The sequence below is a fragment of the Nonomuraea sp. NPDC023979 genome (assembly GCF_040639085.1).
Taxonomy (GTDB): domain Bacteria; phylum Actinomycetota; class Actinomycetes; order Streptosporangiales; family Streptosporangiaceae; genus Nonomuraea; species Nonomuraea ceibae.
The window spans coordinates 182677-202790 of the sequence record NZ_JBEZZG010000007.1 but is presented as its reverse complement, the minus strand read 5'-3'; the positions used below and the strand labels follow the sequence as shown (position 1 = coordinate 202790).

22 protein-coding genes and 1 riboswitch are annotated in these 20114 nt (G+C 71.7%); of the genes, 8 read left to right on the top strand and 14 right to left on the bottom strand.

Annotation, left to right across the window (positions count from 1 at the left end; all coding sequences use genetic code 11):
* Positions 1 to 39 precede the first annotated feature (39 nt).
* Positions 40 to 471: a DoxX family protein gene (locus AB0G11_RS16160; protein WP_219514135.1), complete on the bottom strand. Its 432-nt coding sequence runs from the start codon at positions 469 to 471 to the stop codon at positions 40 to 42.
* An 81-nt stretch (positions 472 to 552) separates the two neighbouring features.
* Between AB0G11_RS16160 and AB0G11_RS16155 the strand changes: the two genes are divergently transcribed.
* Positions 553 to 1008, top strand: a complete 456-nt coding sequence (locus AB0G11_RS16155) for a MarR family transcriptional regulator (protein ID WP_357586522.1) — start codon at positions 553 to 555, stop codon at positions 1006 to 1008.
* Positions 1009 to 1024: 16 nt separating this feature from the next.
* On the opposite strand, the gene AB0G11_RS16150 is transcribed toward AB0G11_RS16155, so the two are convergent.
* Positions 1025 to 1729 (bottom strand): lysophospholipid acyltransferase family protein, encoded by a 705-nt coding sequence (locus AB0G11_RS16150; protein ID WP_219514132.1) that lies wholly within the window; start codon positions 1727 to 1729, stop codon positions 1025 to 1027.
* Between the two features lie 160 nt (positions 1730 to 1889).
* On the opposite strand from AB0G11_RS16150, the gene AB0G11_RS16145 reads away from it, so the two are divergent.
* Together AB0G11_RS16145 and AB0G11_RS16140 are read left to right on the top strand one after the other, a co-directional pair.
* Positions 1890 to 2648, top strand: coding sequence for an alpha/beta fold hydrolase (locus tag AB0G11_RS16145; RefSeq protein ID WP_219514129.1), 759 nt, complete (start codon positions 1890 to 1892; stop codon positions 2646 to 2648).
* 46 nt (positions 2649 to 2694) lie between these two features.
* Complete coding sequence (locus AB0G11_RS16140; RefSeq protein ID WP_357586520.1) at positions 2695 to 3204, top strand: hypothetical protein; 510 nt, start codon at positions 2695 to 2697, stop codon at positions 3202 to 3204.
* 36 nt (positions 3205 to 3240) lie between these two features.
* Here AB0G11_RS16140 and AB0G11_RS16135 read toward each other — a convergent pair whose 3' ends face one another.
* From AB0G11_RS16135 to AB0G11_RS16105, 7 genes are all read right to left on the bottom strand, one after another.
* On the bottom strand, positions 3241 to 4353 hold the full coding sequence (locus AB0G11_RS16135) for a hypothetical protein (protein ID WP_246646484.1): 1113 nt from the start codon (positions 4351 to 4353) through the stop codon (positions 3241 to 3243).
* A 38-nt stretch (positions 4354 to 4391) separates the two neighbouring features.
* Entirely contained in the window at positions 4392 to 5075 is a 684-nt protein-coding gene (locus AB0G11_RS16130) for an endonuclease/exonuclease/phosphatase family protein (RefSeq protein WP_357586518.1), read from the bottom strand.
* A gap of 83 nt (positions 5076 to 5158) precedes the next feature.
* Positions 5159 to 6091 (bottom strand): ROK family glucokinase, encoded by a 933-nt coding sequence (locus tag AB0G11_RS16125; protein WP_219511203.1) that lies wholly within the window; start codon positions 6089 to 6091, stop codon positions 5159 to 5161.
* A 16-nt stretch (positions 6092 to 6107) separates the two neighbouring features.
* Positions 6108 to 6530 carry a hypothetical protein gene (locus AB0G11_RS16120; protein WP_357586516.1) on the bottom strand — a complete coding sequence of 141 codons (423 nt, stop codon included), beginning with the start codon at positions 6528 to 6530 and terminating at the stop codon, positions 6108 to 6110.
* Positions 6531 to 6555: 25 nt separating this feature from the next.
* A complete protein-coding gene (locus tag AB0G11_RS16115) occupies positions 6556 to 7731 on the bottom strand; it encodes an ArsA family ATPase (RefSeq protein ID WP_357586514.1) in 1176 nt (391 codons plus the stop codon).
* A gap of 1 nt (position 7732) precedes the next feature.
* Positions 7733 to 8170: an SRPBCC family protein gene (locus AB0G11_RS16110; protein WP_219511194.1), complete on the bottom strand. Its 438-nt coding sequence runs from the start codon at positions 8168 to 8170 to the stop codon at positions 7733 to 7735.
* Positions 8171 to 8191: 21 nt separating this feature from the next.
* On the bottom strand, positions 8192 to 8959 hold the full coding sequence (locus tag AB0G11_RS16105) for a metallophosphoesterase (protein ID WP_357586512.1): 768 nt from the start codon (positions 8957 to 8959) through the stop codon (positions 8192 to 8194).
* A 138-nt stretch (positions 8960 to 9097) separates the two neighbouring features.
* Here AB0G11_RS16105 and AB0G11_RS16100 point away from each other — a divergent pair, with 138 nt between their 5' ends.
* From AB0G11_RS16100 to AB0G11_RS16080, 5 genes are all read left to right on the top strand, one after another.
* Entirely contained in the window at positions 9098 to 10852 is a 1755-nt protein-coding gene (locus AB0G11_RS16100; protein ID WP_357586510.1) for an AMP-dependent synthetase/ligase, read from the top strand.
* 140 nt (positions 10853 to 10992) lie between these two features.
* Positions 10993 to 11334: a hypothetical protein gene (locus AB0G11_RS16095; protein ID WP_357586508.1), complete on the top strand. Its 342-nt coding sequence runs from the start codon at positions 10993 to 10995 to the stop codon at positions 11332 to 11334.
* Between the two features lie 160 nt (positions 11335 to 11494).
* The gene (locus AB0G11_RS16090; protein WP_219511186.1) at positions 11495 to 12784 is read left to right on the top strand and encodes an ABC transporter substrate-binding protein; all 1290 of its coding nucleotides are present in this window, start codon (positions 11495 to 11497) and stop codon (positions 12782 to 12784) included.
* Positions 12784 to 13656 carry a sugar ABC transporter permease gene (locus AB0G11_RS16085; RefSeq protein WP_219511184.1) on the top strand — a complete coding sequence of 291 codons (873 nt, stop codon included), beginning with the start codon at positions 12784 to 12786 and terminating at the stop codon, positions 13654 to 13656. Before AB0G11_RS16090 ends, AB0G11_RS16085 begins: the two co-directional genes overlap by 1 nt.
* The gene (locus AB0G11_RS16080) at positions 13653 to 14534 is read left to right on the top strand and encodes a carbohydrate ABC transporter permease (protein WP_357586506.1); all 882 of its coding nucleotides are present in this window, start codon (positions 13653 to 13655) and stop codon (positions 14532 to 14534) included. Before AB0G11_RS16085 ends, AB0G11_RS16080 begins: the two co-directional genes overlap by 4 nt.
* Positions 14535 to 14548: 14 nt before the next feature.
* Here the strand turns inward: AB0G11_RS16080 and AB0G11_RS16075 are convergent, their stop codons facing one another.
* From AB0G11_RS16075 to AB0G11_RS16055, 5 genes are all read right to left on the bottom strand, one after another.
* Positions 14549 to 15637, bottom strand: coding sequence for a glycosyltransferase family 4 protein (locus AB0G11_RS16075; protein WP_357586505.1), 1089 nt, complete (start codon positions 15635 to 15637; stop codon positions 14549 to 14551).
* Positions 15634 to 17049: a M48 family metallopeptidase gene (locus AB0G11_RS16070; RefSeq protein WP_357586503.1), complete on the bottom strand. Its 1416-nt coding sequence runs from the start codon at positions 17047 to 17049 to the stop codon at positions 15634 to 15636. The genes AB0G11_RS16075 and AB0G11_RS16070 overlap by 4 nt, the downstream gene beginning before the upstream one ends.
* An 11-nt stretch (positions 17050 to 17060) precedes the next feature.
* Entirely contained in the window at positions 17061 to 18020 is a 960-nt protein-coding gene (locus AB0G11_RS16065) for a hypothetical protein (RefSeq protein WP_357586501.1), read from the bottom strand.
* Positions 18021 to 18108: 88 nt separating this feature from the next.
* Positions 18109 to 18603: a C40 family peptidase gene (locus tag AB0G11_RS16060; RefSeq protein WP_357586499.1), complete on the bottom strand. Its 495-nt coding sequence runs from the start codon at positions 18601 to 18603 to the stop codon at positions 18109 to 18111.
* Positions 18604 to 18679: 76 nt separating this feature from the next.
* Positions 18680 to 18839: riboswitch (cyclic di-AMP (ydaO/yuaA leader) on the bottom strand.
* Positions 18840 to 19105: 266 nt separating this feature from the next.
* Positions 19106 to 20080 carry an NlpC/P60 family protein gene (locus AB0G11_RS16055; protein WP_357586497.1) on the bottom strand — a complete coding sequence of 325 codons (975 nt, stop codon included), beginning with the start codon at positions 20078 to 20080 and terminating at the stop codon, positions 19106 to 19108.
* Positions 20081 to 20114: the final 34 nt, after the last annotated feature.

Below are 20114 nucleotides of genomic sequence, written 5' to 3'. Positions count from 1 at the left end.
CTGACCGAACTGTCCTGACCGGGTGCCGCGTCGCCCCGGTCAGGCGGCGCGGCTGCCGGCCAGCTTCTTGTCCAGGCCGAGGATCCGGTCCAGGGCCAGCGCGCCGCCGCCGGTGAAGCCGATGGCCAGGCTGGCCGCGGCGAGCGCGAGCACGTACTCGTAGCCGCCGTCGCCGACGGCGAAGCCCGCCTGAAGGTGGGCGAAGAAGATCGCGCCCACCATGTCGAGCGCGAGGAGCGTGCCGAAGACGGGCAGCCCGACGCCGAGGATGAGCGCGATGCCGCCGACGACCTCCAGCACGGCGACGAGCGGGGCGGCGAGGCCGGGGAGCGGGATGCCGATCGACTCGAAGAACTGCGTGGTCCCGGCGATCCCCATGGTGGCGAACTTCTGGTAGCCGTGGACGAGGAAGATCACGCCTGTGGCCACCCGGGCGAGCAGCAGTGCGATGTTACGCGCTCGGTCAAGCATGTTGACTCCTTGAAGTTCGTACAGATTTGAACGAGACTCTACCGCGAAAGTTCAAATGTGAACAACAAGTAGACTGATCTGATGAGTGACACCCGGTGGCTCGACCCGACGGAAACGGCGGCCTGGCGCGCGTTCCTCTCCACCGCCCACCTGCTCGAACGGCGCATCGAGGAGCAGCTCAAGGCGGCGGCGGGGCTGACCCATCCGCAGTGGGAGATCCTGGTCAGGCTGGCCGACGCGCCCGACCGGCGCATGCGCATGACCGAGCTCGCCCGGGGCGTGGTGGTGTCCAAGAGCGCGCTGACGTACCAGATCACCCAGTTGGAGAAGGCGGGGCTGGTCGAGCGGACGACCTGCCCGTCCGACGACCGGGGCGTGCTGGCCGTGCTCACCGACGCGGGGACGCGCTGCCTGGAGCAGGTGGCCCCGGGGCACGTGGAAGTGGTGCGCGCCTATCTGATCGACCGGCTCACCCGCGAGGAGCTGGAGACGATGACCAAGGCGATGGGCAGGACCGAGCAGGCCCTGCGCGACTGACCTGGGCGGGCGGCCGTCAGCCCGCCGCCGCGGCGCGGGCGGCGCGCTCCATCTCGACCTTGGCGCTGGCGGCGTACTTGTCGACGTACTCCTGCTCCGACAGCTCCATCAGCGCGTACATGATCTCGTCGGTGACCGCGCGCAGCACCAGCCGGTCGTCCTCCATCCCGTAGTAGCGGGAGAAGTCGAGCGGCTTGCCGAACCGGACGCCGGGCCGGATGCCGAGCTTGGGCAGCGGCCGGCCGGGCGGCATCATCTCGAACGTGTTGACCATGGCCCACGGGATGACCGGGGCCCGCGACTCCAGCGCGAGCCGGGCCACGCCGGTCTTGCCCTTGTAGAGGCGGCCGTCGGGCGAGCGGGTGCCCTCGGGGTAGATGCCGAGCAGGTTGCCCTCGCGCAGCACGCGCAGGCCGGTGCGGAGCGCCGCCTCGCTGGCCTTGCCGCCGGACCGGTCGATCGGCACGGTGCCGACGCCGCTGAAGAACAGCCGGGTGAAGAAGCCCTTGACGCCGCGCCCGGTGAAGTAGTCGGACTTGCCCAGGGAGATGACCTTGCGCCTGAGCTGCAGCGGGCCGAAGAAGTGGTCGGCGAAGGACAGGTGGTTTCCGGCCAGGATGGCGGGGCCCTGCCGGGGCACGTTGTCGATGCCCTCCGCCCACGGCCTGAAGACGAGGTGGAGGATCGGCGCCAAGATGGCCTTGACCACCCAGTAGAACACCCGGCCACCTCTTCCTCATGCGACTGTCTGCGAGCACTCTGCGCGAGCACAGTCATCTTCCCATCCCGGTCCCGATGCTCCTACACCAGCTCTCGCACAATTGCCCCTGATCGTGCGACGATCGGGCAGTTCGGGGATGAAAATGCATGGAGGAGCTGTTATGCCGCTCATGCCAGGCGCTGAGCCCTATCACCATCACGCAGGTCAGGTCGGCGTGCTGCTGTGCCACGGATTCACCGGCAGCCCGCAGTCGCTGCGCCCCTGGGGCGAGCACCTGGCCGCGCACGGCGTCAGCGTCTCGCTGCCCCGCCAGCCCGGGCACGGCACCACCTGGCAGGAGATGAACCACACCCGCTGGGAGGACTGGTACGCCGAGGTGGAGAAGGCGTTCAAGGACCTCCAGGGGCGCTGTGCGGAGGTGTTCGTGGCGGGGCTGTCGCTGGGCGGCTGCCTGGCGCTGCGGCTGGCCGAGGTGCACGGCGACGCCATCCGGGGCGTCGTGGTGGTCAACCCGTCGATCACCAACGACGTGCCGCTGCTGCGGCTGGCGCCGGTGCTCAAGTGGTTCGTCGCCTCGGTGCCGGGCGTGGCCAACGACATCAAGAAGCCGGGCGCGACCGAGCTCGGCTACACGCGCACCCCGGTGAAGGCCGCCGCGTCGCTGCCCCGCCTCTGGTCCCTGGTCCAGGCCGACCTGGAACGGGTGACGCAGCCGCTGCTGGTCTTCCACAGCACCGAGGACCACGTGGTGAAACCGGCCAGCGTGGCGATCATCCGCCGGAAGGTGCCCCAGGCCACGATCGAGGAGCTTACCGATAGCTACCATGTTGCGACGCTTGACAACGATGCCGACAGGATCTTTGCCGGGAGCCTCGACTTCATCCGGACACATGCCTCGGTACCCTTGCAGAGGGACTGATCGCACCCAGGGGGAAGTCGCGATCGCTGTGGAGAGGCCCATCTAGGTGACGCCCCAGAGTGACGAGGACGAGGTCTGGCGGCAGATCGTCGCGTCCTTCAACGACACGGCCGAGCGCGACTCGGCTGATCAGCCATGGCCGGACAGCGAGAACGTCCCCGCCGAACCGCTGCGGCGGGTGGTGAAACCACCGGAGGAGTTCGCCGACCTCGACCTGAACGGGGAGCCCAGGGAGCCCCGCGAGTCCCGTGACGGCGACACGCTGGACCGGGGTGACGAGGGCGACACGCCGGGCGACGAGGAGGACGAGGGTCACTTCGAGCCGCCGCCTCCTCCCCCGCTGCCCAAGCTCGACCTGCCGACCAAGCTGGCCTGGCTGGCGCTGTTCGGCGGTCCCGCCTACCTGCTGGTGGCGGCGATGGCCGACTGGCGTATGGAGGGCTGGGCGCTGTTCACCGCGGTGGCGGCCTTCATCGGCGGCTTCGTGGCGCTGGTGGTGCGTATGGGCGACGGCCCGCCGAACGACGGCGGCTGGGACGACGGCGCGGTGCTCTAGACAGCTCTGGAGCACCGGCGCCCCGGAAGGACCGGGTCAGGAGTCGGGGTCGTCCGGCTGGCCCGGGCCGAACGACTCCACCACGTCCGTGTAGCGCTCCTGGTCGTCGACGGCGTGCCCGACGGCCCACACCGCCTGCCTGCCCGCCAGGTAGGCGACCGCCTGCAGCCGCACGCTGCTGCGCCCCTCGGCGGCGGCGCCGCGCAGGACCTCGCACGAACGCTTGTCGCAGCGCAGCATGAACGCCTGCGAGGCGCGCGCCGGGTCGTAGCCCGAGATCCAGTAGCGGCCCTTGCCGTCGCCGGTGACGCCGTAGAGGCGGGCGCCCTTGACCGGCAGCGACAGCCGCTTCCACCGCTTGCCGTTCCAGGCCAGGGCGAGCGGGCCGACCTTGCCGGGGCCGTGGTAGACGCCGCCGACGGCCAGCGCCCGCTTGCCGCTGTCGACGTGGATGTCACGCAGGTAGCCGCCGGGCACCGACGGCACCGGCATGCTCTTCCAGTCGCCGCCGGACTGGTGCACGATCAGCGGCGCCCGCCCGGTGTCGCCCACGGCGAAGCCACCGGACACCGCGTACAGGGCGCCCTTCTCCTTGGTCGGCTGGAACGTCCACTCGTTGTCGTGCCAGGTGACGATGAGGCCCTTGTCATCGCGGCTGCCGACGGCGGTGACCCGCTCGCCCGCCGCGTCGATCCCGCCGAGCCAGTCGCCGCTGCGCAGCCCCTCCGGCCGGACGCGGTCGAAGCCGCCCGTGTCGCCGCGGGCGATGAACGGGACGCCGTCGTGGCCGTCGCCGGCCGCCCACACGTCGCCGGAGGAGGCGGCCGAGATCGAACGCAGGCTGCCCGCCCCGGTGGTGTCGCGGATGGGGGCCTCGCTCCAGCGCTCGCCGTTCCAGTGGCGGATGGTGCCGCGGTTCTTCCACACGTCCCAGATCTGCTGCTGGCCGACGGCCCACACGTCGCCGGAGGACAGGGCAAGCACGTCGGAGAGCGAGCCGTCGGCCACCAGCCGCACGCTCGTCGTCCGCTCCCACGCGTCGATGGCGGCGGGGCGGGGCTCGGCATGCGCGGCGGGCGTGACCCCGGACAGGGCCACGGACGTCGCCAAGGTCAAGGAGAGCGCACGCCGCTGATAGCGACGGGTCATGGATCAAATGCTATTGGCTGAACGCCGCTGATGCCCCGTTAGGGGAAGACTCGCAGTTCGGCGAGCACCGGGAGGTGGTCGCTGGCCCCGGTCAGGTCGGGGCTCGCGGCTTCCACGCCGCCGCACGACACGACACGCAGCCCGCGCGCGGCGAACAGGGCGTCGATGCGATGGCGGGGCTTGGCGGCGGGGAAGGTGAGCCCGTCGCCGCGCGGCGCGGCGGCGTGGCAGTCGGCCAGGCGGGCGGCCAGCAGCCGCCAGGCCGGCCGGCAGGGGTGCTCGTTGAGGTCGCCGCCCAGCACCACCTCGGCGTCGTGGCGGGCGGCGACGGCCTCGGTCAGCTCCAGCGCCTCGGCGGCGTGGCACGTCCTGGCGGCCTCGTGCAGGTCGAGGTGGAACGAGCCGACCGCCAGCCGCGCCCCCTCGACCTCCACGACGGCCACGGCCAGCGCGCGGGCCTCCAGCCCGGCGAACACCTTGAGCACGTGGCTCTCGGCGTGCAGCACCCGGGCGCGCGGCCCGGCCAGCACCGCGACGCCGCGCCTGGTGTGCCCGCCGGCCGTGCGCAGCCCGTGGCGCGCGATCAGGCGGCGCCAGCGCAGGCGCCGGTGCGGCAGCCGCGGCACCTCCTGGACGCAGATCACGTCGGCGCGGGCCGCCGCGATCACCCGCTCCAGCGCGGCCCCGTCGTCCCTGAGCCCATGCAGGTTGTACGTGACCACCCGGACATCCGGGACAGCGGGAACGTCACGGCCGGGCGGGCCCGGCACGGCGGCAGACTCAGGCCCGGCGGCGCCGCCGGCGGTCAGCGGCGGCGGGCGAGGTCGGCGGCGCCCACGACGCCGGCCGAGGCGCCCAGCTCGGCCATCCGCACCTCGGCGACGGGCCGGTGGCCCCGGCCGGTGAGCCGCTCCTCGAAGGCCGCGCGGGCCCGGTCGAGGAACAGGTCGGCGGCCCTGGACACGCCGCCGCCGAGGATGAAGCACCCGGGGTCGAGGACGGCGGCGAGGTCGGCCATGCCCTGGCCGAGCCAGTCGGCGACGCTGGCGAAGGCGGCGAGCGAGGCCTCGTCGCCCATCCGGGCCGCCTCGGTCACCTCCTCGCCCTCGATCCGGCCGCCGGCCAGCCCGAGCAGCGTCCGGGCGCGCTCGGGGTGCAGGGCGGCGGTCTCCCTGGCCTCGGCGACGAGCGCGTTGCCGCTGGCGTACTGCTCCCAGCAGCCGTGGCGGCCGCAGCCGCACAGCCGCCCGTCGGGCACCACCTGCATGTGGCCGAGTTCGGCGCCCATGCCCCAGTGGCCGCGGTAGAGGTGGCCGTCGAAGACGATGCCGCCGCCGATGCCGGTGCCGATCGTCAGGCAGACCACGTGGGACTGCCCGCGCCCGGCCCCGAACCTGGTCTCGCCCCAGGCCATGGCGTTGGCGTCGTTCTCGATCACCACGGGCAGGCCGACGAGCCCGCTGATCTTCTTCTGCAGGGGCTCCTCACGCCAGGCGAGGTTGGGTGCGAAACGTACGATCGACCGGGTCTCGTCGACGAACCCTGCCGCGCCGACGCCGACGGCCTCGATCTCGCGGTCGCCCGCGAGCTCGCGCACCACGTCCGCGACCGTCTCGGCGACCAGGTCGGGCCGGTCGGCGGCGGTGGGCCTGAGCGCGTGCTGGACGATCTGTCCGTCGTCGTCGACCACACCGGCGGCGACCTTGGTGCCGCCGATGTCCACACCGATCGTGAACATTGCCCGCCTTCCCCTTTTATCCCAGGTCTATGTGCTCGACATTGTCGCGGTCGCGGTCGCGCTCGTCGCGCGGCCGGCGGGGGGCGGGCCTGCTCAGCGCGTCGAACGCCTCGCGGAAGGCGGCGAACAGCTCGCCGCCGGCGGCCATGATGTGCCCGGCGACGTCGCCCGCCGCCTCGCCTGCCCGGTTCGTGGCGCCTTCGCGCTGTGCCGCGATCGCGCGGCAGAAGGGGCACGCCTTGCAGACGTACTCGCCTTCGGGCTCGGACACGGCCTCGCCCCAGACGTCCTTCTGCTCCCGCCCGCCGCCACCGCCCGTGAACGAGTTGAACACGGTCTTGCCGACCTGGCGGGTGGCCCGGCCCTGGATCGCGTCGAAGAGCTTGCGCGCCTCTTCGGCGACGGTCCCGATGGGATCTCTGTCGTTGTTGTCGGTCATGTGGCCCTCCCGGCTGATGCGGCGCTCATCCCGTCGCGTGCGCTTCGTCGGATTTCGCCTCCGAGGTGAACCGTACCCGGAGCGCGCCGTCGCGGAGCACCGCCGAGCTGATCTTCCTGCGGGCGAGGGCGGCGGGCAGCGCCAGGATGCGCCGGTAGGGCCCGGCGGTGATGATCAGTTCGTCGCCCTTGCGGGCCAGGTCGACGTCGCCGTGGCGGGCGCCCGGCAGCGCCAGCGTGAGCTCGTCGGCCGACAGCCGCAGCGGCGGCGGCGCGGCGGGCGGGGCGAACGGGTCGGCCTCGCCGTAGAGCGCCTCGCCGAGCCTGGCCAGCGCCTCCTTGCCGACCGGCTCGGCGGGCAGGTAGGGGACGACGTGCACGGGCAGCGGCGCGAACGACTCCTCGGCCTCGGCCAGCAGCCTGCTCTGGGCCTCCACCCACTGGGCGCGCCACGGGTCGGCGTCACCGGCGGGGAAGACCCGGTTGGCGACGACGGCGTCGACGCGGTAGCCGTACAGGTTGAGCGACGTGAGGGTGCGCCGGGCCTCGGCGAGCACCACCGACTCGGGCGTGAGCACGAGGCGGACGGAGGCGTGGCCGCCGGTGAGCAGGTCGCGCACCTCCATCAGGCCGCGGTGGAAGCGTTCGGCGGCGCCGACCACCTCGTCACCGGGCGCGCTGACGCGGGCGACGCCGCGCACGAACGGCGCGGCGACCCGCAGCAGCCGGCGGCCGAGCGGCATCAGCCGGTTGACGTGCCAGTCGAGCGCCTCGGGCAGCGCGAGCAGGCGCAGCGTCTCGGCGGTGGGCGCGCAGTCGACGACGATGACGTCCCAGCGGCCCTCGCGGGCGTGCTCGCGCAGCTCCATGAGGGCGATGAGCTCCTCCGCGCCGGGCAGCACGGTCAGCTCCTCGGAGGTGATCTCGTCCAGGCCCAGCTCGGCGAGCAGGCCGCGGGCGTAGTCGCGCAGCTCGCCCCAGTGGCGCTCCAGCGAGCGCTGCGTGTCGACCTGGTGCAGGTGCAGGCCGGGCGCGACCTCGCCGGGCTCGACGGCGAGCGCGTCGGCCAGCGAGTGGGCGGTGTCGGTGGAGACGATCAGCGTCTTGAGCCCGCGCCGGGCGGCGAGCGTGGCGGTGGCCGCGGCGGCCGTCGTCTTGCCGACGCCGCCCTTCCCGGTGAACAGCAGGACGCGGGGGCTCACCTCAGCGGCCTTCGACGCGCTTCTTGAGACCCTTGAGCGCGGTGTCCACGATCACCTTCTCCGCCTTGCGCTTGATCATGCCGATCATCGGGACGGCGAGGTCGACCGCGAGCTCGTACGTCACCTCGATCCCCCTGCCCGTGTCGGCGAGCAGATAACTGCCGTCGAGGCGGGAGACCATCTTGCCGGGCTCCGACACCCGCCAGCTCACGCTCTGGTCGTCGTTCCAGGTGTAGGCGAGGGTGTAGGTGTCGCTGATCATGCCGGCGTCGAGGACGAACCGCACGGACTCGGGCCTGCCGTCGGCGCCGGTGGACAGGACCTCGGCGCTCTTCACCTGGCCGGCCCACTCGGGGTAGGCGGGCAGGTCGGCGATGACCGCCATGACGCCGGCGCGATCGGCGTCGATGACGATGCTCGAACTGGTGCGATCAGCCATGCGACCAAGATACTGGGCCGTTCACCATTCGAGGATGTACGGAACGCCCTTTCCCCGGAAATGGCCCACGTTCACGCATTCGGTGCGGCCGATGCGCAGGCGCGGGTAGAGCGGCTGGTGGACGTGGCCGAACAGGGCGTAGCGCGGCTGGGTCCGCCTGATCAGCTCCAGCGTGGCCTCGCTCCCCCGCTCGAAGCGCCGGGCGACCACGTCGTAGAGCAGCTCGGGCACGGCGGGCGGGATGTGGCAGCACAGCACGTCGACCTCGCCGAGCGCCTCGACCTTGGCGGCGTACGCCTCGTCGCTGATCTCGTACGGGGTGCGGTAGGGGGTCTTGAGCCCGCCGCCGACGAACCCGAAGCGCAGCCCGCCGATCTCCGCCGTCTCCCCGTCGAGCACCCGGTGGCCGGGGCGCAGGTAGTCGGCCCACAGGCGCGGGATGTCGACGTTGCCGTAGGTGAGGTAGGCGGGCGCGGGCATGGCGGCGAACAGGTCGCGGTACTGGGCGCGCACGTTGCGCTCGATGTGCTCGCGCGGGTCGCCGTCGAGGCTCGCCCACAGCGCCGTCGACATGGCCCTGGCCTCGTCGAACCGCTTGGCCGTGCGCAGCGCGATGAACCGGGCGGCCTGCTCGGCGCCGAACAGGTCGGCGAAGATGCCCTGCGCGTGGTCGTCGTAGTCGATGAACAGGATCAGGTCGCCGAGACAGATGAGCGCGTCGGCGCCGTCGCCCGCCCGCGCCAGCGCGTCCGCCCTGCCGTGCACGTCACTGACCACGTGGACCCTCATGGGCCGATCCTATGAACAACGGCTGCTAGCGTGATGAATGCCCTTCATCACGTCTGGATGACGAACCTACCGGCGCGTAACTTGTCGCGGTAACGTCCAGCGCATACCAGAAGCGTGCACCCGACTAGGAGTGGATCCGTGCGCGAGTACAGCGTCCCGGTGCTGGTGGATGTGCCTGCCGCCGCCTGCCTGCCCGACACCGTGTTCCGGCGGGGCGAGCAGGAGCCCGGCCGGGTCGTCATGCGCCGCAAGCAGGACGACGCCTGGCCGGTCGTCACGGCGGGCGAGTTCCGCGACCAGGTGGTGGCGCTGGCCCGTGGCCTCGTCGCGGCCGGCATCGAGCACGGCGACCGGGTGGCGCTGATGTCGCGCACCCGCTACGAGTGGACGCTCATCGACTACGCGATCTGGTCGATCGGCGCGGTGACCGTGCCGGTGTACGAGACCTCCTCGGCCGAGCAGGTCCGCTGGATCCTCGCCGACAGCGGCGCCAAGGCCGTCTTCGTCGAGCTCGACACGCACGAGGAGACCGTGCGCGAGGCCGCGCCCGACCTCAAGCTCGTGTGGCGGGTCGACGCCGGCCCCGAGGGCGCCGACGTGGAGGAGGCCGCGGTGCACGAGCGGCGCTCCCTGGTGTGCGCCGCCGACCTGGCCACGATCGTCTACACCTCGGGCACCACCGGCCGGCCCAAGGGCTGCCGGATCACCCACGACAACCTGCTGTTCACCGCCGTCAACGTGCTGCGCGGGCCGCTGGAGCCGCTGTTCGCCGCCAAGGACCCGGCGGCGCTGCTGTTCCTGCCGCTGGCGCACATCTTCGCGCGGATGATCCAGGTGGTGCTCGTCGAGGCGGGCGCGATCATGGCGCACACCCCGAACATGAAGAACGTCGCCCCCGACCTCCAGGACTTCAAGCCCACGTTCCTGCTCGGCGTGCCGCGCGTCTTCGAGAAGGTCTACAACGCCGCCGAGCAGAAGGCCATCGCGGGCGGCAAGGGCAAGATCTTCGCCCGCGCCGTCGACGTGGCCGTGGCCTGGAGCAAGGCCGAGAGCTCCGGCGGCGCCCCCCTCGGCCTGCGGCTGCGGCGGGCGCTGTTCGACAAGCTCGTGTACGGCAAGCTCCGCGCGGCCACCGGCGGCAGGCTCACCGCGGCGGTTTCGGGCGGATCGGCGCTCGGCGACCGGCTCGGCCACTTCTTCCGCGGCGTCGGCATCGAGGTGTACGAGGGCTACGGGCTCACCGAGACCTCGGCCCCCTGCTCGGTCAACATGCCGGGCGCCAACAAGATCGGCACGGTCGGCAAGCCGCTGCCCGGCGTGACGCTGCGCATCGGCGACGACGGCGAGATCCTGGCCCGGGGCCGCAACGTGTTCGCCGGCTACTGGAACAACGACGAGGCCACCGCCGAGGCGATCGACGAGGCCGGCTGGTACCACACCGGCGACGTCGGCGAGCTCGACGCCGACGGCTACCTGCGCATCACCGGGCGCAAGAAGGAGATCCTGGTGACGGCCGCGGGCAAGAACGTCGCCCCCGGGCCGCTCGAGGACTCCCTGCGCGCCCACCCGCTCATCTCGCAGGCCATGCTCGTCGGCGACGGCCGGCCGTTCGTCGGCGCGCTCGTCACGCTCGACCCCGAGGCGCTGGAGCAGTGGTCGTCCGGCAACGGCCGCCCCGCCGACCCGCGCACCGACCCGCGCATCCTGGCCGAGGTGCAGGGCGCGGTCGACCGGGCCAACGCCATGGTGTCGAAGGCCGAGCAGATCAAGAAGTTCACGATCCTGGCCGCCGACCTCACCGAGGAGAGCGGCCACCTGACCCCCACCCTCAAGGTCAAGCGCAACCTCGTCATGCGCGACTTCGACCCCGAGATCGAGGCCCTGTACGGGTAATGCTGGGGCTCCAGCATTGCCAAGAAACCGTATGGAGTCGCCTGCACACGCGGAGTAGCTTTTGGATGACATCGGGACCGGAGATCGCCAACATCCCCGGTCCCTGCCTCCGAAGGTAGGAGAGCTCCATGGTGAGTGTCATGGAAATCGCGCAGGATCTGACGGAGAGGATCAACGGCGTCGCCGCCCGGGTCAAGACCCTCGACGGAAAGGTCACCCTGCTCGACAAGCGCGTCGAGCGCCTGGAGGTCAAGGTCGACCGCCTGGAAGTCAGGGTCGAGCGTCTGGAGGTCAAGGTCGACCGCCTGGAGGAGAAGGTCGACGCGGGCTTCGAGGCCGTGGAGCGCCGGTTCGAAGCGGTCGACCGCCGGTTCGAGACGATGGACCGCCGGTTCGAGACCATGCAGAAGACGCAGAACGACATGATGGGCATCCTGGTCGACATCCAGCGCAGGCTGAGCGACCCGAGCGCCTGTAACTAGCCGGTCAGCTGAGAGGCCGTCGGCCCGCGGGAGCGGGTCCGGCGGCCTCTTCGGCGTTCGTGGGGCGGAAACGCACACGTTGACAGTTTGAAATGGTGCGTTTTCGATGAAGGGTGAGTGAACTCGGGGGAACTTGAGGGTCCGGCAAGGAGGAACCATCATGGACCAACGTCCGCCACTCTCCCGCCGCAATCTCCTGATAGGGGCCGCCGCAGCGTTCGGCGTGCCCGCCGTCCTGACCGGGTGCGGCTCCGGCGCGCCCGCGCCCGGCGGCAGCACGACCGGCAACACGGCCGCCGGCGCCGTGACGCTGGGGTCCAACGCCTCGGACGAGGTGCCGAAGAAGTCACTGGAGACCGTGCTGAAAGGCTTCACCTCCGGCCAGGTGAAGGTCAACACGGTGGACCACAACACCTTCCAGGAGAACATCAACCGCTACCTGCGCGGCACCCCGGACGACGTGTTCACCTGGTTCGCGGGATACCGGATGCAGTTCTTCGCCGAGCAGGGCCTGGCGACGGACATCTCGGACGTGTGGCGGGAGATCGGGGCCGACTACACCCCGGCTTTCAAGGCGGCGTCGACGGGCACCGACGGCAAGCAGTATTTCGTACCGTTCACGTACTATCCGTGGGCGGTCTTCTACCGCAAGAGCGTGTGGGAGGAGAAGGGGTACGAGCCTCCGAAGACGCTGGACGAGCTGACGGCGCTGTCGCGGCGGATGAAGGCCGACGGGCTGGTCCCGATCGCGTTCGCCGACAAGGACGGCTGGCCGGCGATGGGCACGTTCGACATCATCAACATGCGCACGAACGGCTACGACTTCCACATCGCGCTCATGGCGGGGAAGGAGTCGTGGACGGATCCCCGGGTGAAGCAGGTGTTCGAGACGTGGCGCGGGCTGCTGGAGCACCACCAGCCGGCCGCGCTGGGCCGCACCTGGCAGGAGGCCGCGCAGTCGCTGGCGGAGAAGAAGACCGGCATGTACCTGCTCGGCATGTTCGTCGCCCAGCAGTTCCCCGAGGCGGACCGGGACGACCTGGACTTCTTCACGTTCCCCGAGATCAACCCGGCCTACGGCACCGACTCGATCGACGCGCCCATCGACGGCTACATGGTCTCCGCCAAGGCCAGGAACGTGGACGGCGCCAAGGCGCTGATCAAGCACTTCGCCCAGGCGGCCGCGCAGAACGTGGCCACCGAGGCCGACCCCGGCACGCTGGCGGCCAGCTCCAAGGCCGACACCAGCGGCTACAGCGCGCTGCAGAAGCGCGGCGCCGAGCTGGTCTCGCAGGCGTCGCACATCGCCCAGTTCCTCGACCGTGACACCCGGCCCGACTTCGCCTCCACCGTGATGATCCCGTCGCTGCAGTCGTTCATCGACAAACCTGCCGAGATCGACTCCTTACTCGTGTCCATCGAGAAGCAGAAGGCCAACATCTTCCGTTGATGGCCGTCAAGACCCGTCGCTACTCCGCCCGCGACGTGACCGTGCTGGTCATCGGGCTGGGGGTGGCCGTCATCGCCAGCGTGGGCCTCGTCTGGGGGCCCACGCTCGCCTCCGTGGTGCTGTCCGCGACCGACTGGAACGGCTTCGGGCCGATCGAGTGGGTCGGCGGGCGCAACTACGGCGACCTGGCCGGCGAGTATCCGCCGTTCTGGTCGGCCGTGCGCAACAACGTCCTGTGGCTGGGCTTCCTCGGGCTGGTCGCGACCCCGTTCGGCCTGTTCTGCGCGGTGCTGCTGGACCGGCGGCTGCGGCTGTCGCGGTTCTACCAGAGCGCGCTCTACCTGCCGGTGGTGCTGTCGCTGGCCGTGGTCGGGTTCATCGCGCAGCTCGTCTACTCCACCGACTACGGCGTGCTGAACGCGGTCACCGGGCTGTCGGTCGACTGGCTGGGCGACCGGTCGGTCAACATCTGGGTGGTCATGGTCGCGGCGGCCTGGCGGCACGTCGGCTACGTGATGATCATCTACCTGGCGGGGCTGAAGGCCGTCGACCCGGCGCTGAAGGAGGCCGCGGCCATCGACGGGGCCAACGAGGCGCAGACGTTCTTCCGGGTGGTGTTCCCGACGCTGCGGCCGGTCAACGTGATCGTGCTGGTGATCACGGTGATCGAGGCGCTGCGCGCGTTCGACATCGTCTACGCGATCAACAAGGGCCGCAACGGGCTCGAACTGCTGTCGGTGCTGGTCACGGAGAACATCGTGGGCGAGGCCAGCCGGATCGGGTTCGGCTCGGCGATCGCGGTGGTGCTGCTGGTGATCTCGCTGGGGTTCATCGTGACGTACCTGTCGCAGCTGTTCAGGGAGGAACGATGACGGCCCTCGCCCCGGCCCGGCGGCGGGCCAGGCCGCTGCGCGTCCTGCTGCACGCCTTCCTCGCGCTGGTGGCGCTGGGCTGGCTGCTGCCGCTGGCGCTGGCCGTGTACGCCTCGCTGCGCCCGTACGAGGAGACGGCCAGGCTCGGCTACTTCTCGCTGCCCGAAAGCCTCACGCTGGACTACTACGGGCAGGCGTGGAGCCAGGCCGAGCTGCCCCGCTACTACCTCAACACGCTGATCATCGTAATCCCGGCCCTGCTGCTGACGCTCTTCCTGGCCTCGTTCGCCGCCTTCGCCATCGCCCGGGCCAGGATCCCCGGGCGCCGGACCCTGCTCATCGTCTTCACCGCGGGCAACCTGCTGCCGCCGCAGGTGCTCATCACCCCGCTCTACACGCTCTACACGCTGGTCCCGCTGCCGCTGTGGCTGTCGGACTCCCAGGCGCTGTACGACTCCTACCTGGGGCTCGTCCTCATCCATGTGGCGTTCCAGTTCGGGTTCTGCGTGTTCGTCCTGGCGAACTTCATGCGCACGATCCCGGAGGAGATCACCGAGGCGGCGCTGGTGGACGGGGCGAGCGTGTGGCGGCGCTACTGGAAGCTGACGCTGCCGCTGTGCCGCCCGGTGCTGGCGGCGCTGGCGACGTTGCAGTTCACCTGGATGTACAACGACTTCCTGTGGGCGCTGGTGCTCATGTCGTCGGGTGACAAGCTGCCCGTCACCTCGGCGCTGAACAACCTGCGCGGCCAGTTCTTCACCGACTACAACCTGCTGGCGGCCGGGTCGGTGCTGGTCGCGCTGCCGACGCTGATCGTCTTCCAGCTCCTGCACAAGCAGTTCGTCGCCGGGCTCACGCTCGGGTCCACGAAGGGGTGATCAGGCAGGGAGGATCACAGCAGGGCGCGGAAGCGGTCGGCGACCCGGTCCCACGACCATTCGGCGGCGATCCAGTCGCGGCCGGCCTCGCCCAGCTTCCGCGCCCGCTCGGGCGCGCTCAGCAGCTCGATCAGGGCCGCGGCCACCTCCCCGGTGTCGCGGCCGTCGACGACCAGGCCGGTCTCGCCGTGCCGCACCGCCTCGGGCGCGCCTCCGGACGCGCCCGCCACCACCGGCAGCCCCGTCGCCGACGCCTCCAGGAACACGATCCCGAGCCCTTCCACGTCGACCCCGCCCCACCGGGTACGGCACGGCATCGCGAACACGTCGCCGGCCGCGTAGTAGCCGGGCAGGTCGGCGGCCGGGACGCTGCCGGTGAACACGATCGACGGGCTGCCCGCGGCCAGCCGCTCCAGCCTGCGCCGGTGCGGGCCGCCGCCGACCAGCAGCAGCACCGCGCCCGGCACCTCGCGCAGGACCCTCGGCCAGGCTCTGATGAGCTGGTCCTGCCCTTTGCGCGGCACCAGCCGGGACACGCACACCACCACCGGCCCGCCGCCGGGCCGCCGGGGCTCCACGTCGGGCCGGAACTGCGTCACGTCCACGCCGGGGGCCAGCCGTACCAGCTTGTCCTCGGGGACGACCGGCGCCAGCCGGGCGCGGGTGTAGGGGCCGAGGTAGGTGACCACGTCGGCGTGGCCGGCGATGCGGCGCAGCACCGAGCGGAACCCCGGCGCGCCCGCCCAGGACGCCTCGTGGCCGTGCGTGAGCATGACGATCCGCCGCGCGCCAGCCGCGCGCAGGCGCGGCGCGAGCAGGCCGAGCGGCGCCGCCGCGCCGAACACGACGGTGTCGGCGCCGTGCTCGGCCACCAGCCGCGCAGCCCGCCGGGCGACGGCGGGCGTCGGCAGCATCAGCCGGCCCGGGTGCCGGACGACCCGGTACGGCTGCCGCCGGTCGAACTCGGCGCAGCCGGGCCAGGCCGGGGCGTAGACGGCCACGCCGGGGGTGCGCAGGGCCAGGCCGTGCACGAACGACTGGATGCCGCCGGGGCGCGGCGGGAAGTCGTTGGTGACGACGACCACCCGGCGAGGTGCGCTCACGGCTGGGGGCGGCCGTTCAGCTCGGCCCAGGAGCGGGCCATGGCGATCCGCTGGGCAGCCGTGGGATGGGAGGCATAGAGCACATATTCCACCGCATCTGGCGACAAGTCGGAAATATTGGCTGTTGCCAGGCGTTTCTGCATCGCGACGAACGTGGCCGGGTCGCCCGTCAGGTCCAGGGCGTGCGCGTCGGCCCTGGCCTCGATGTGGCGGCTGATCACGTTCTGCGCCGGGCCGGACAGGAACGTCGCCAGCGTCATCAGCCCCAGCACCACGCCCACCGCCCGGGGATCGGTGATCGGCGCGCCGCCCGTACGCCGCCGTGCCGCTCCGAACACCAGGAACAGCAGGACCGCCCCCAGCGCCGCGCCGAGCGCCCCGACGAGCGTGCCGTGCAGGACGTCGCGGTTCTTCGCGTGGCCGAGCTCGTGCGCCACCACCAGCTCCACCTCACGCGGCGGCGCCTTGAGCAGCGTGTCGTAGACGACGATCCGGCGGGTCGCGCCGAACCCCGAGACGTAGGCGTTCAGCGCGGTCGTCCGGCGCGAGGCGTCGGCCACCAGCACGTCCTCCACCGGCACCCCGTCACGCTCGGCCATCGCCATCAGGTTGGCGCGCAGCGGCGAGTCCGGCATGGCGTGGAAGTCGTTGAACACCGGCTCGAACACCACCGGGTAGACGAACGACGCCCCCACGGTCAGCGCGAACGCCCCGGCGGCGGCCGGGATCCACCAGCGCCGGACCCGCCGCGCCAGCGCCACCACGGCCAGCACCATGACGGCCAGCAGGGCCGCGTTGATGCCGACGCTCTTGAGCCGGTCGCCCGTCCAGGCCGCCCAGTCCTGCGTGGACAGCCCGAAGTCGCGCAGCGTGCCCTCGAACCACATGCCGAGCGGCCACCGTACGGCCTCCTCGATCACCGTGAGCACGAGGACGCCCAGCAGCACCCGCGCCCACCACGGGCCCCGCAGCCATCCCAGCAGCCTCGCGCCGAGCGGCGTGGCCACGAGCAGCCCGGCGAACACCAGCGTGACGCCCAGCGACAGGTAGCTCGGCACGCTGGTGGCCGCGTCGAACGCCTGCGAGCGGGCGATCTCGGCGGCGCCGAAGTCACGCGCCGGGTCGGGCATCACCTCGGGCGCCCCGGCGGGCAGCGCCGTCCACGGCGTCGTGAACGCCACCACCCCGGCGATCACCGCCCCCAGCACGGCCAGCCCGGCCCCGGCCTCCCGCCGCAGCCTCGCCTCACGCCCGCCCCCGTCGCCTGTCACGTGCCCGTCCCCGTCCCCGGCCACGTCCTCGTCCCCCGTCTCGGGCGACGGCTCGGCGACGTCCGCCCTCTGGAGGGCGCGGGTGGCGGGCGGGCCGACGTCCTGTTCGGTCGTCTCGCGCCGTTCCTGCCGGTCGTCCATGTCGCGTCCCCTCACGCCAGTCGGTCCCGGACGTACGCGCGCCACAGCCGGGTCAGCGTGCCCGCCGAGAGCCCCAGCGAGGCCAGCGCCCGGCCGGCGCCGTACGTCTGGGCATCACGGTAGAGCCTCACCAGGCTCTTCTCACCCCAGCGCGCGGCGACGAAGCGACACACCAGCCAGGCTTCCTGGTACGCGCGGGCGAGCCGGCCCGCGTCGGCCCCGGGGACGAAGTCGGCCCCGTCCGGCAGATCGGACGGCGTCCGCCCGGCCCGCACCTCGGCGGCCAACTCGGCGGCGGCCACCTCGACGGGCAGCCCGGCGTCCCGGTAGGCCACGTAGTCGGCGAAGCCCTCGTACAGCCAGACGGGCAGCCCGTCGGTCCCGGCGGCCACGTGGGTCAGCTCGTGCGCCAGCACGACGTCACGCCCGACCGGGGTGAGCCGGGCGAAGTGCTCGGGCACCACGATCACGCGTCCCCGGTCGGCCACCGCCGCCAGCCCGTCGACCGACGCGACGCCGGCCAGCGCGGCGGCCTCCCGCGCCGAGGCGGGCACCAGGACCACGGCCCGGACGTCGCCGCCCAGCACTCCCCCGACCCGCCGTCCCGCGGTGTCGGCCCGGCGCGCCAGGTCCGCCAGCAGCCCGGGGGGCGCGTCCTGCCCGGCGACGAGCGACCGCTCACCGCGTACGACGTCGAGCCCGTCGCCCCAGCGCGCCCGCACGCCGGCGAGCACCCCCGCCTCGATGGCGGCGCCTCCCGGCCCCGGGACCGGGCCGGACCCACCGGCCAGGAACGCCGCGACAACCAGCAGCACCACCGGCACGACCCGCCGGCGCATCCACTCGGACACCCTCCCGGACGTGCTGCCGGGCGCTCTGCCGGGCGCGCCGCCGGGCGCGCCGCCGAGCCCCTTGCCGGACGTGCTGCCGGGCCCATTTCCAGGCCCGCTGCCGGACCCCCTGTCGGACACGCTGCCCGATCGTAGCCGCCGATCCTGAGCGTCGCCCGGGAAGGCCGAAGGCCCCGTCCCGGGTCGGGGACGGGGCCTTCGGCGCAGGTCACAGACCGGGACGCACCGCGCCCGCGAACGACGCCTTGCGCCAGCCGCGAAGCTTCTCGACACGCACGCGCTGGCCCGTTCTCGGCGAGTGGACCATCTTGCCGTCGCCGACGTACATGCCCACGTGCCCGAGCCCGCGGAAGAACATCAGGTCACCCGGCTGCAGGTGCTTGTAGGAGACCTTCTTCCTGATGCGCGCGAACTGGCTGTTCGTCACGCGCGGGATCTTCACCCCGGCCTTCTTCCAGGCGTACTGGACGAGGCCCGAGCAGTCGAACGACCCGGGGCCGGTGGCGCCGTAACGGTACGGGTCGCCGATCTGCTTCTTGGCCACGGCCACGGCCTTGCGGGCCTTGGCCTTCTGCCGAGCGACCTTGGCCACCTTCGACGACTTGACGGACTTCTCCGTCTTGGTCACCGCAGTGGTGGCGAACTCATTCGTCGTCGCCGCCTGCGCCGCCGGGGCGTGGACGACCAGACCTCCGGCCGTCACGGTGATCAGCGCTACGCCACTCAGGGCGAGACGGGACAGACGGGGGTTGTGCGAGAGGGTAGACAGGATTGCTCCTAGGGGCTTCCACGAACGCCTACCGGGTTAGCTGACGGATTCGGGCCTGGAAGTCGCCCTACGGCGCTGAACGCGCCGATTCACCCCTGATCACCGCGTACGGGATCGTTGGGTCCCCGGCTCCGTGCCTCCTGGCTGCACGGACTCGGCAGGCCACCGCCGCGTCTTCGCGCCTCGGGGGCGCTGGCCGCGGTGACCGGCGGATGATTCTCTCTGTCGAACATCGGGGGACCCGATGGTGACCGGCGGGCGTCCTGGCTGGAACGCCGCGACGCCAGAAGTTACGCCGAAAAGTCACGTAATGGCAAAGCCTGAGTAAGCGAGTAAAGATCAGACACGCCGGGAGTCAGGTCCTCATCCCCCGCCGGAGCAGCGGGTTTCGTTACCCAAGTGTGACCCTCCTCACACTTGGGCCGACCCCGTCTTGTCAGGGGCGTACGGCGCCCACGAGACGGCGCCCGTACGACGAGAGTGTGACCACCTTCACCACGTCACCCGTCTGCGGCGCATGCACGATCTTGCCGCCGCCCGCATAGATGCTCACGTGCCCGAGGCCCTCGCTGAAGATCAGGTCGCCGGGCTCCAGCGCGTTGAGCGACACCTTGCGGCTGGCGCCCCACGACCACTGCTGCCAGGTCGTGCGCGGCAGCGAAACGCCACCGGCCCGCCAGGCGGCCTGCGTGAGCCCCGAGCAGTCGTAGCCGCCCGGCCCGGTGCCGCCGAACACGTACGGCTTGCCGACCTGCGCGTACGCGAAGCGCAGCACGGCCGCGGCGTTGCCCGAGGCGGGACCCGTGTACTTGAGGCCGGTGCTGTTGGGATTGCCCGCCTTGTACGCGCCCAGCCGGTCGAGGAGCTTCTTCTGGTCCTTGATGAGGTCCAGGATCTCCGCCCGGTCCTTCTTGACCGCGTCCCGCTCCTTGTCGGCCGCGGCCAGCGCCTCCTCGGCGCGGTCACGGTCGGTCTTCAGCCCCCGGTTCGCCCGGTCGAAGGCGGCGAGCTTCTGGGTGCGCTCCTGCGCGAGCTGCCCGCGTAACGCCATCCCGTACAGCAGATCGGCCGGATCGTCGCTGGTCATCATGGTGGGCAGGGTCGAGAAGTCGCCCCCCAGCTTGTACGTCTCGACGGCCATGTTGACGACCTCGCCGCGCAGATCCGCGACGGTCGCCAGCTTGCGCTTGTACGTGTCGTTCAGCCGGCTGTAGCGCGCCTTGGCCTCTTTGTACTTCTCGGTGGCCGTGTTGTAGCGGTCCACGACCTTGTCGGCCTTGTCGTTGAGCTTGTCGAGCTTCGCTCTCGCCTGCGCGAGAGTCGGCTTGGGATCGGCCAGCACCCCTCCGACGGGGGTCATCACCAGTCCGAACACCAGACCCGCGGCCAGCGGCACCCGGCCCAACCTCACAGCGTCGCCTCCCAGGGGATCATCCTCGGGGCGA

Coding starts and splice junctions, on each gene's coding strand:
- AB0G11_RS16160 (WP_219514135.1), bottom strand. CDS start 471: ATGCTTGACCGAGCGCGTAACATCGCACTGCTGCTCGCCCGGGTGGCC.
- AB0G11_RS16155 (WP_357586522.1), top strand. CDS start 553: ATGAGTGACACCCGGTGGCTCGACCCGACGGAAACGGCGGCCTGGCGC.
- AB0G11_RS16145 (WP_219514129.1), top strand. CDS start 1,890: ATGCCGCTCATGCCAGGCGCTGAGCCCTATCACCATCACGCAGGTCAG.
- AB0G11_RS16135 (WP_246646484.1), bottom strand. CDS start 4,353: ATGACCCGTCGCTATCAGCGGCGTGCGCTCTCCTTGACCTTGGCGACG.
- AB0G11_RS16125 (WP_219511203.1), bottom strand. CDS start 6,091: ATGTTCACGATCGGTGTGGACATCGGCGGCACCAAGGTCGCCGCCGGT.
- AB0G11_RS16120 (WP_357586516.1), bottom strand. CDS start 6,530: ATGACCGACAACAACGACAGAGATCCCATCGGGACCGTCGCCGAAGAG.
- AB0G11_RS16110 (WP_219511194.1), bottom strand. CDS start 8,170: ATGGCTGATCGCACCAGTTCGAGCATCGTCATCGACGCCGATCGCGCC.
- AB0G11_RS16105 (WP_357586512.1), bottom strand. CDS start 8,959: ATGAGGGTCCACGTGGTCAGTGACGTGCACGGCAGGGCGGACGCGCTG.
- AB0G11_RS16095 (WP_357586508.1), top strand. CDS start 10,993: ATGGAAATCGCGCAGGATCTGACGGAGAGGATCAACGGCGTCGCCGCC.
- AB0G11_RS16090 (WP_219511186.1), top strand. CDS start 11,495: ATGGACCAACGTCCGCCACTCTCCCGCCGCAATCTCCTGATAGGGGCC.
- AB0G11_RS16085 (WP_219511184.1), top strand. CDS start 12,784: ATGGCCGTCAAGACCCGTCGCTACTCCGCCCGCGACGTGACCGTGCTG.
- AB0G11_RS16080 (WP_357586506.1), top strand. CDS start 13,653: ATGACGGCCCTCGCCCCGGCCCGGCGGCGGGCCAGGCCGCTGCGCGTC.
- AB0G11_RS16070 (WP_357586503.1), bottom strand. CDS start 17,049: ATGGACGACCGGCAGGAACGGCGCGAGACGACCGAACAGGACGTCGGC.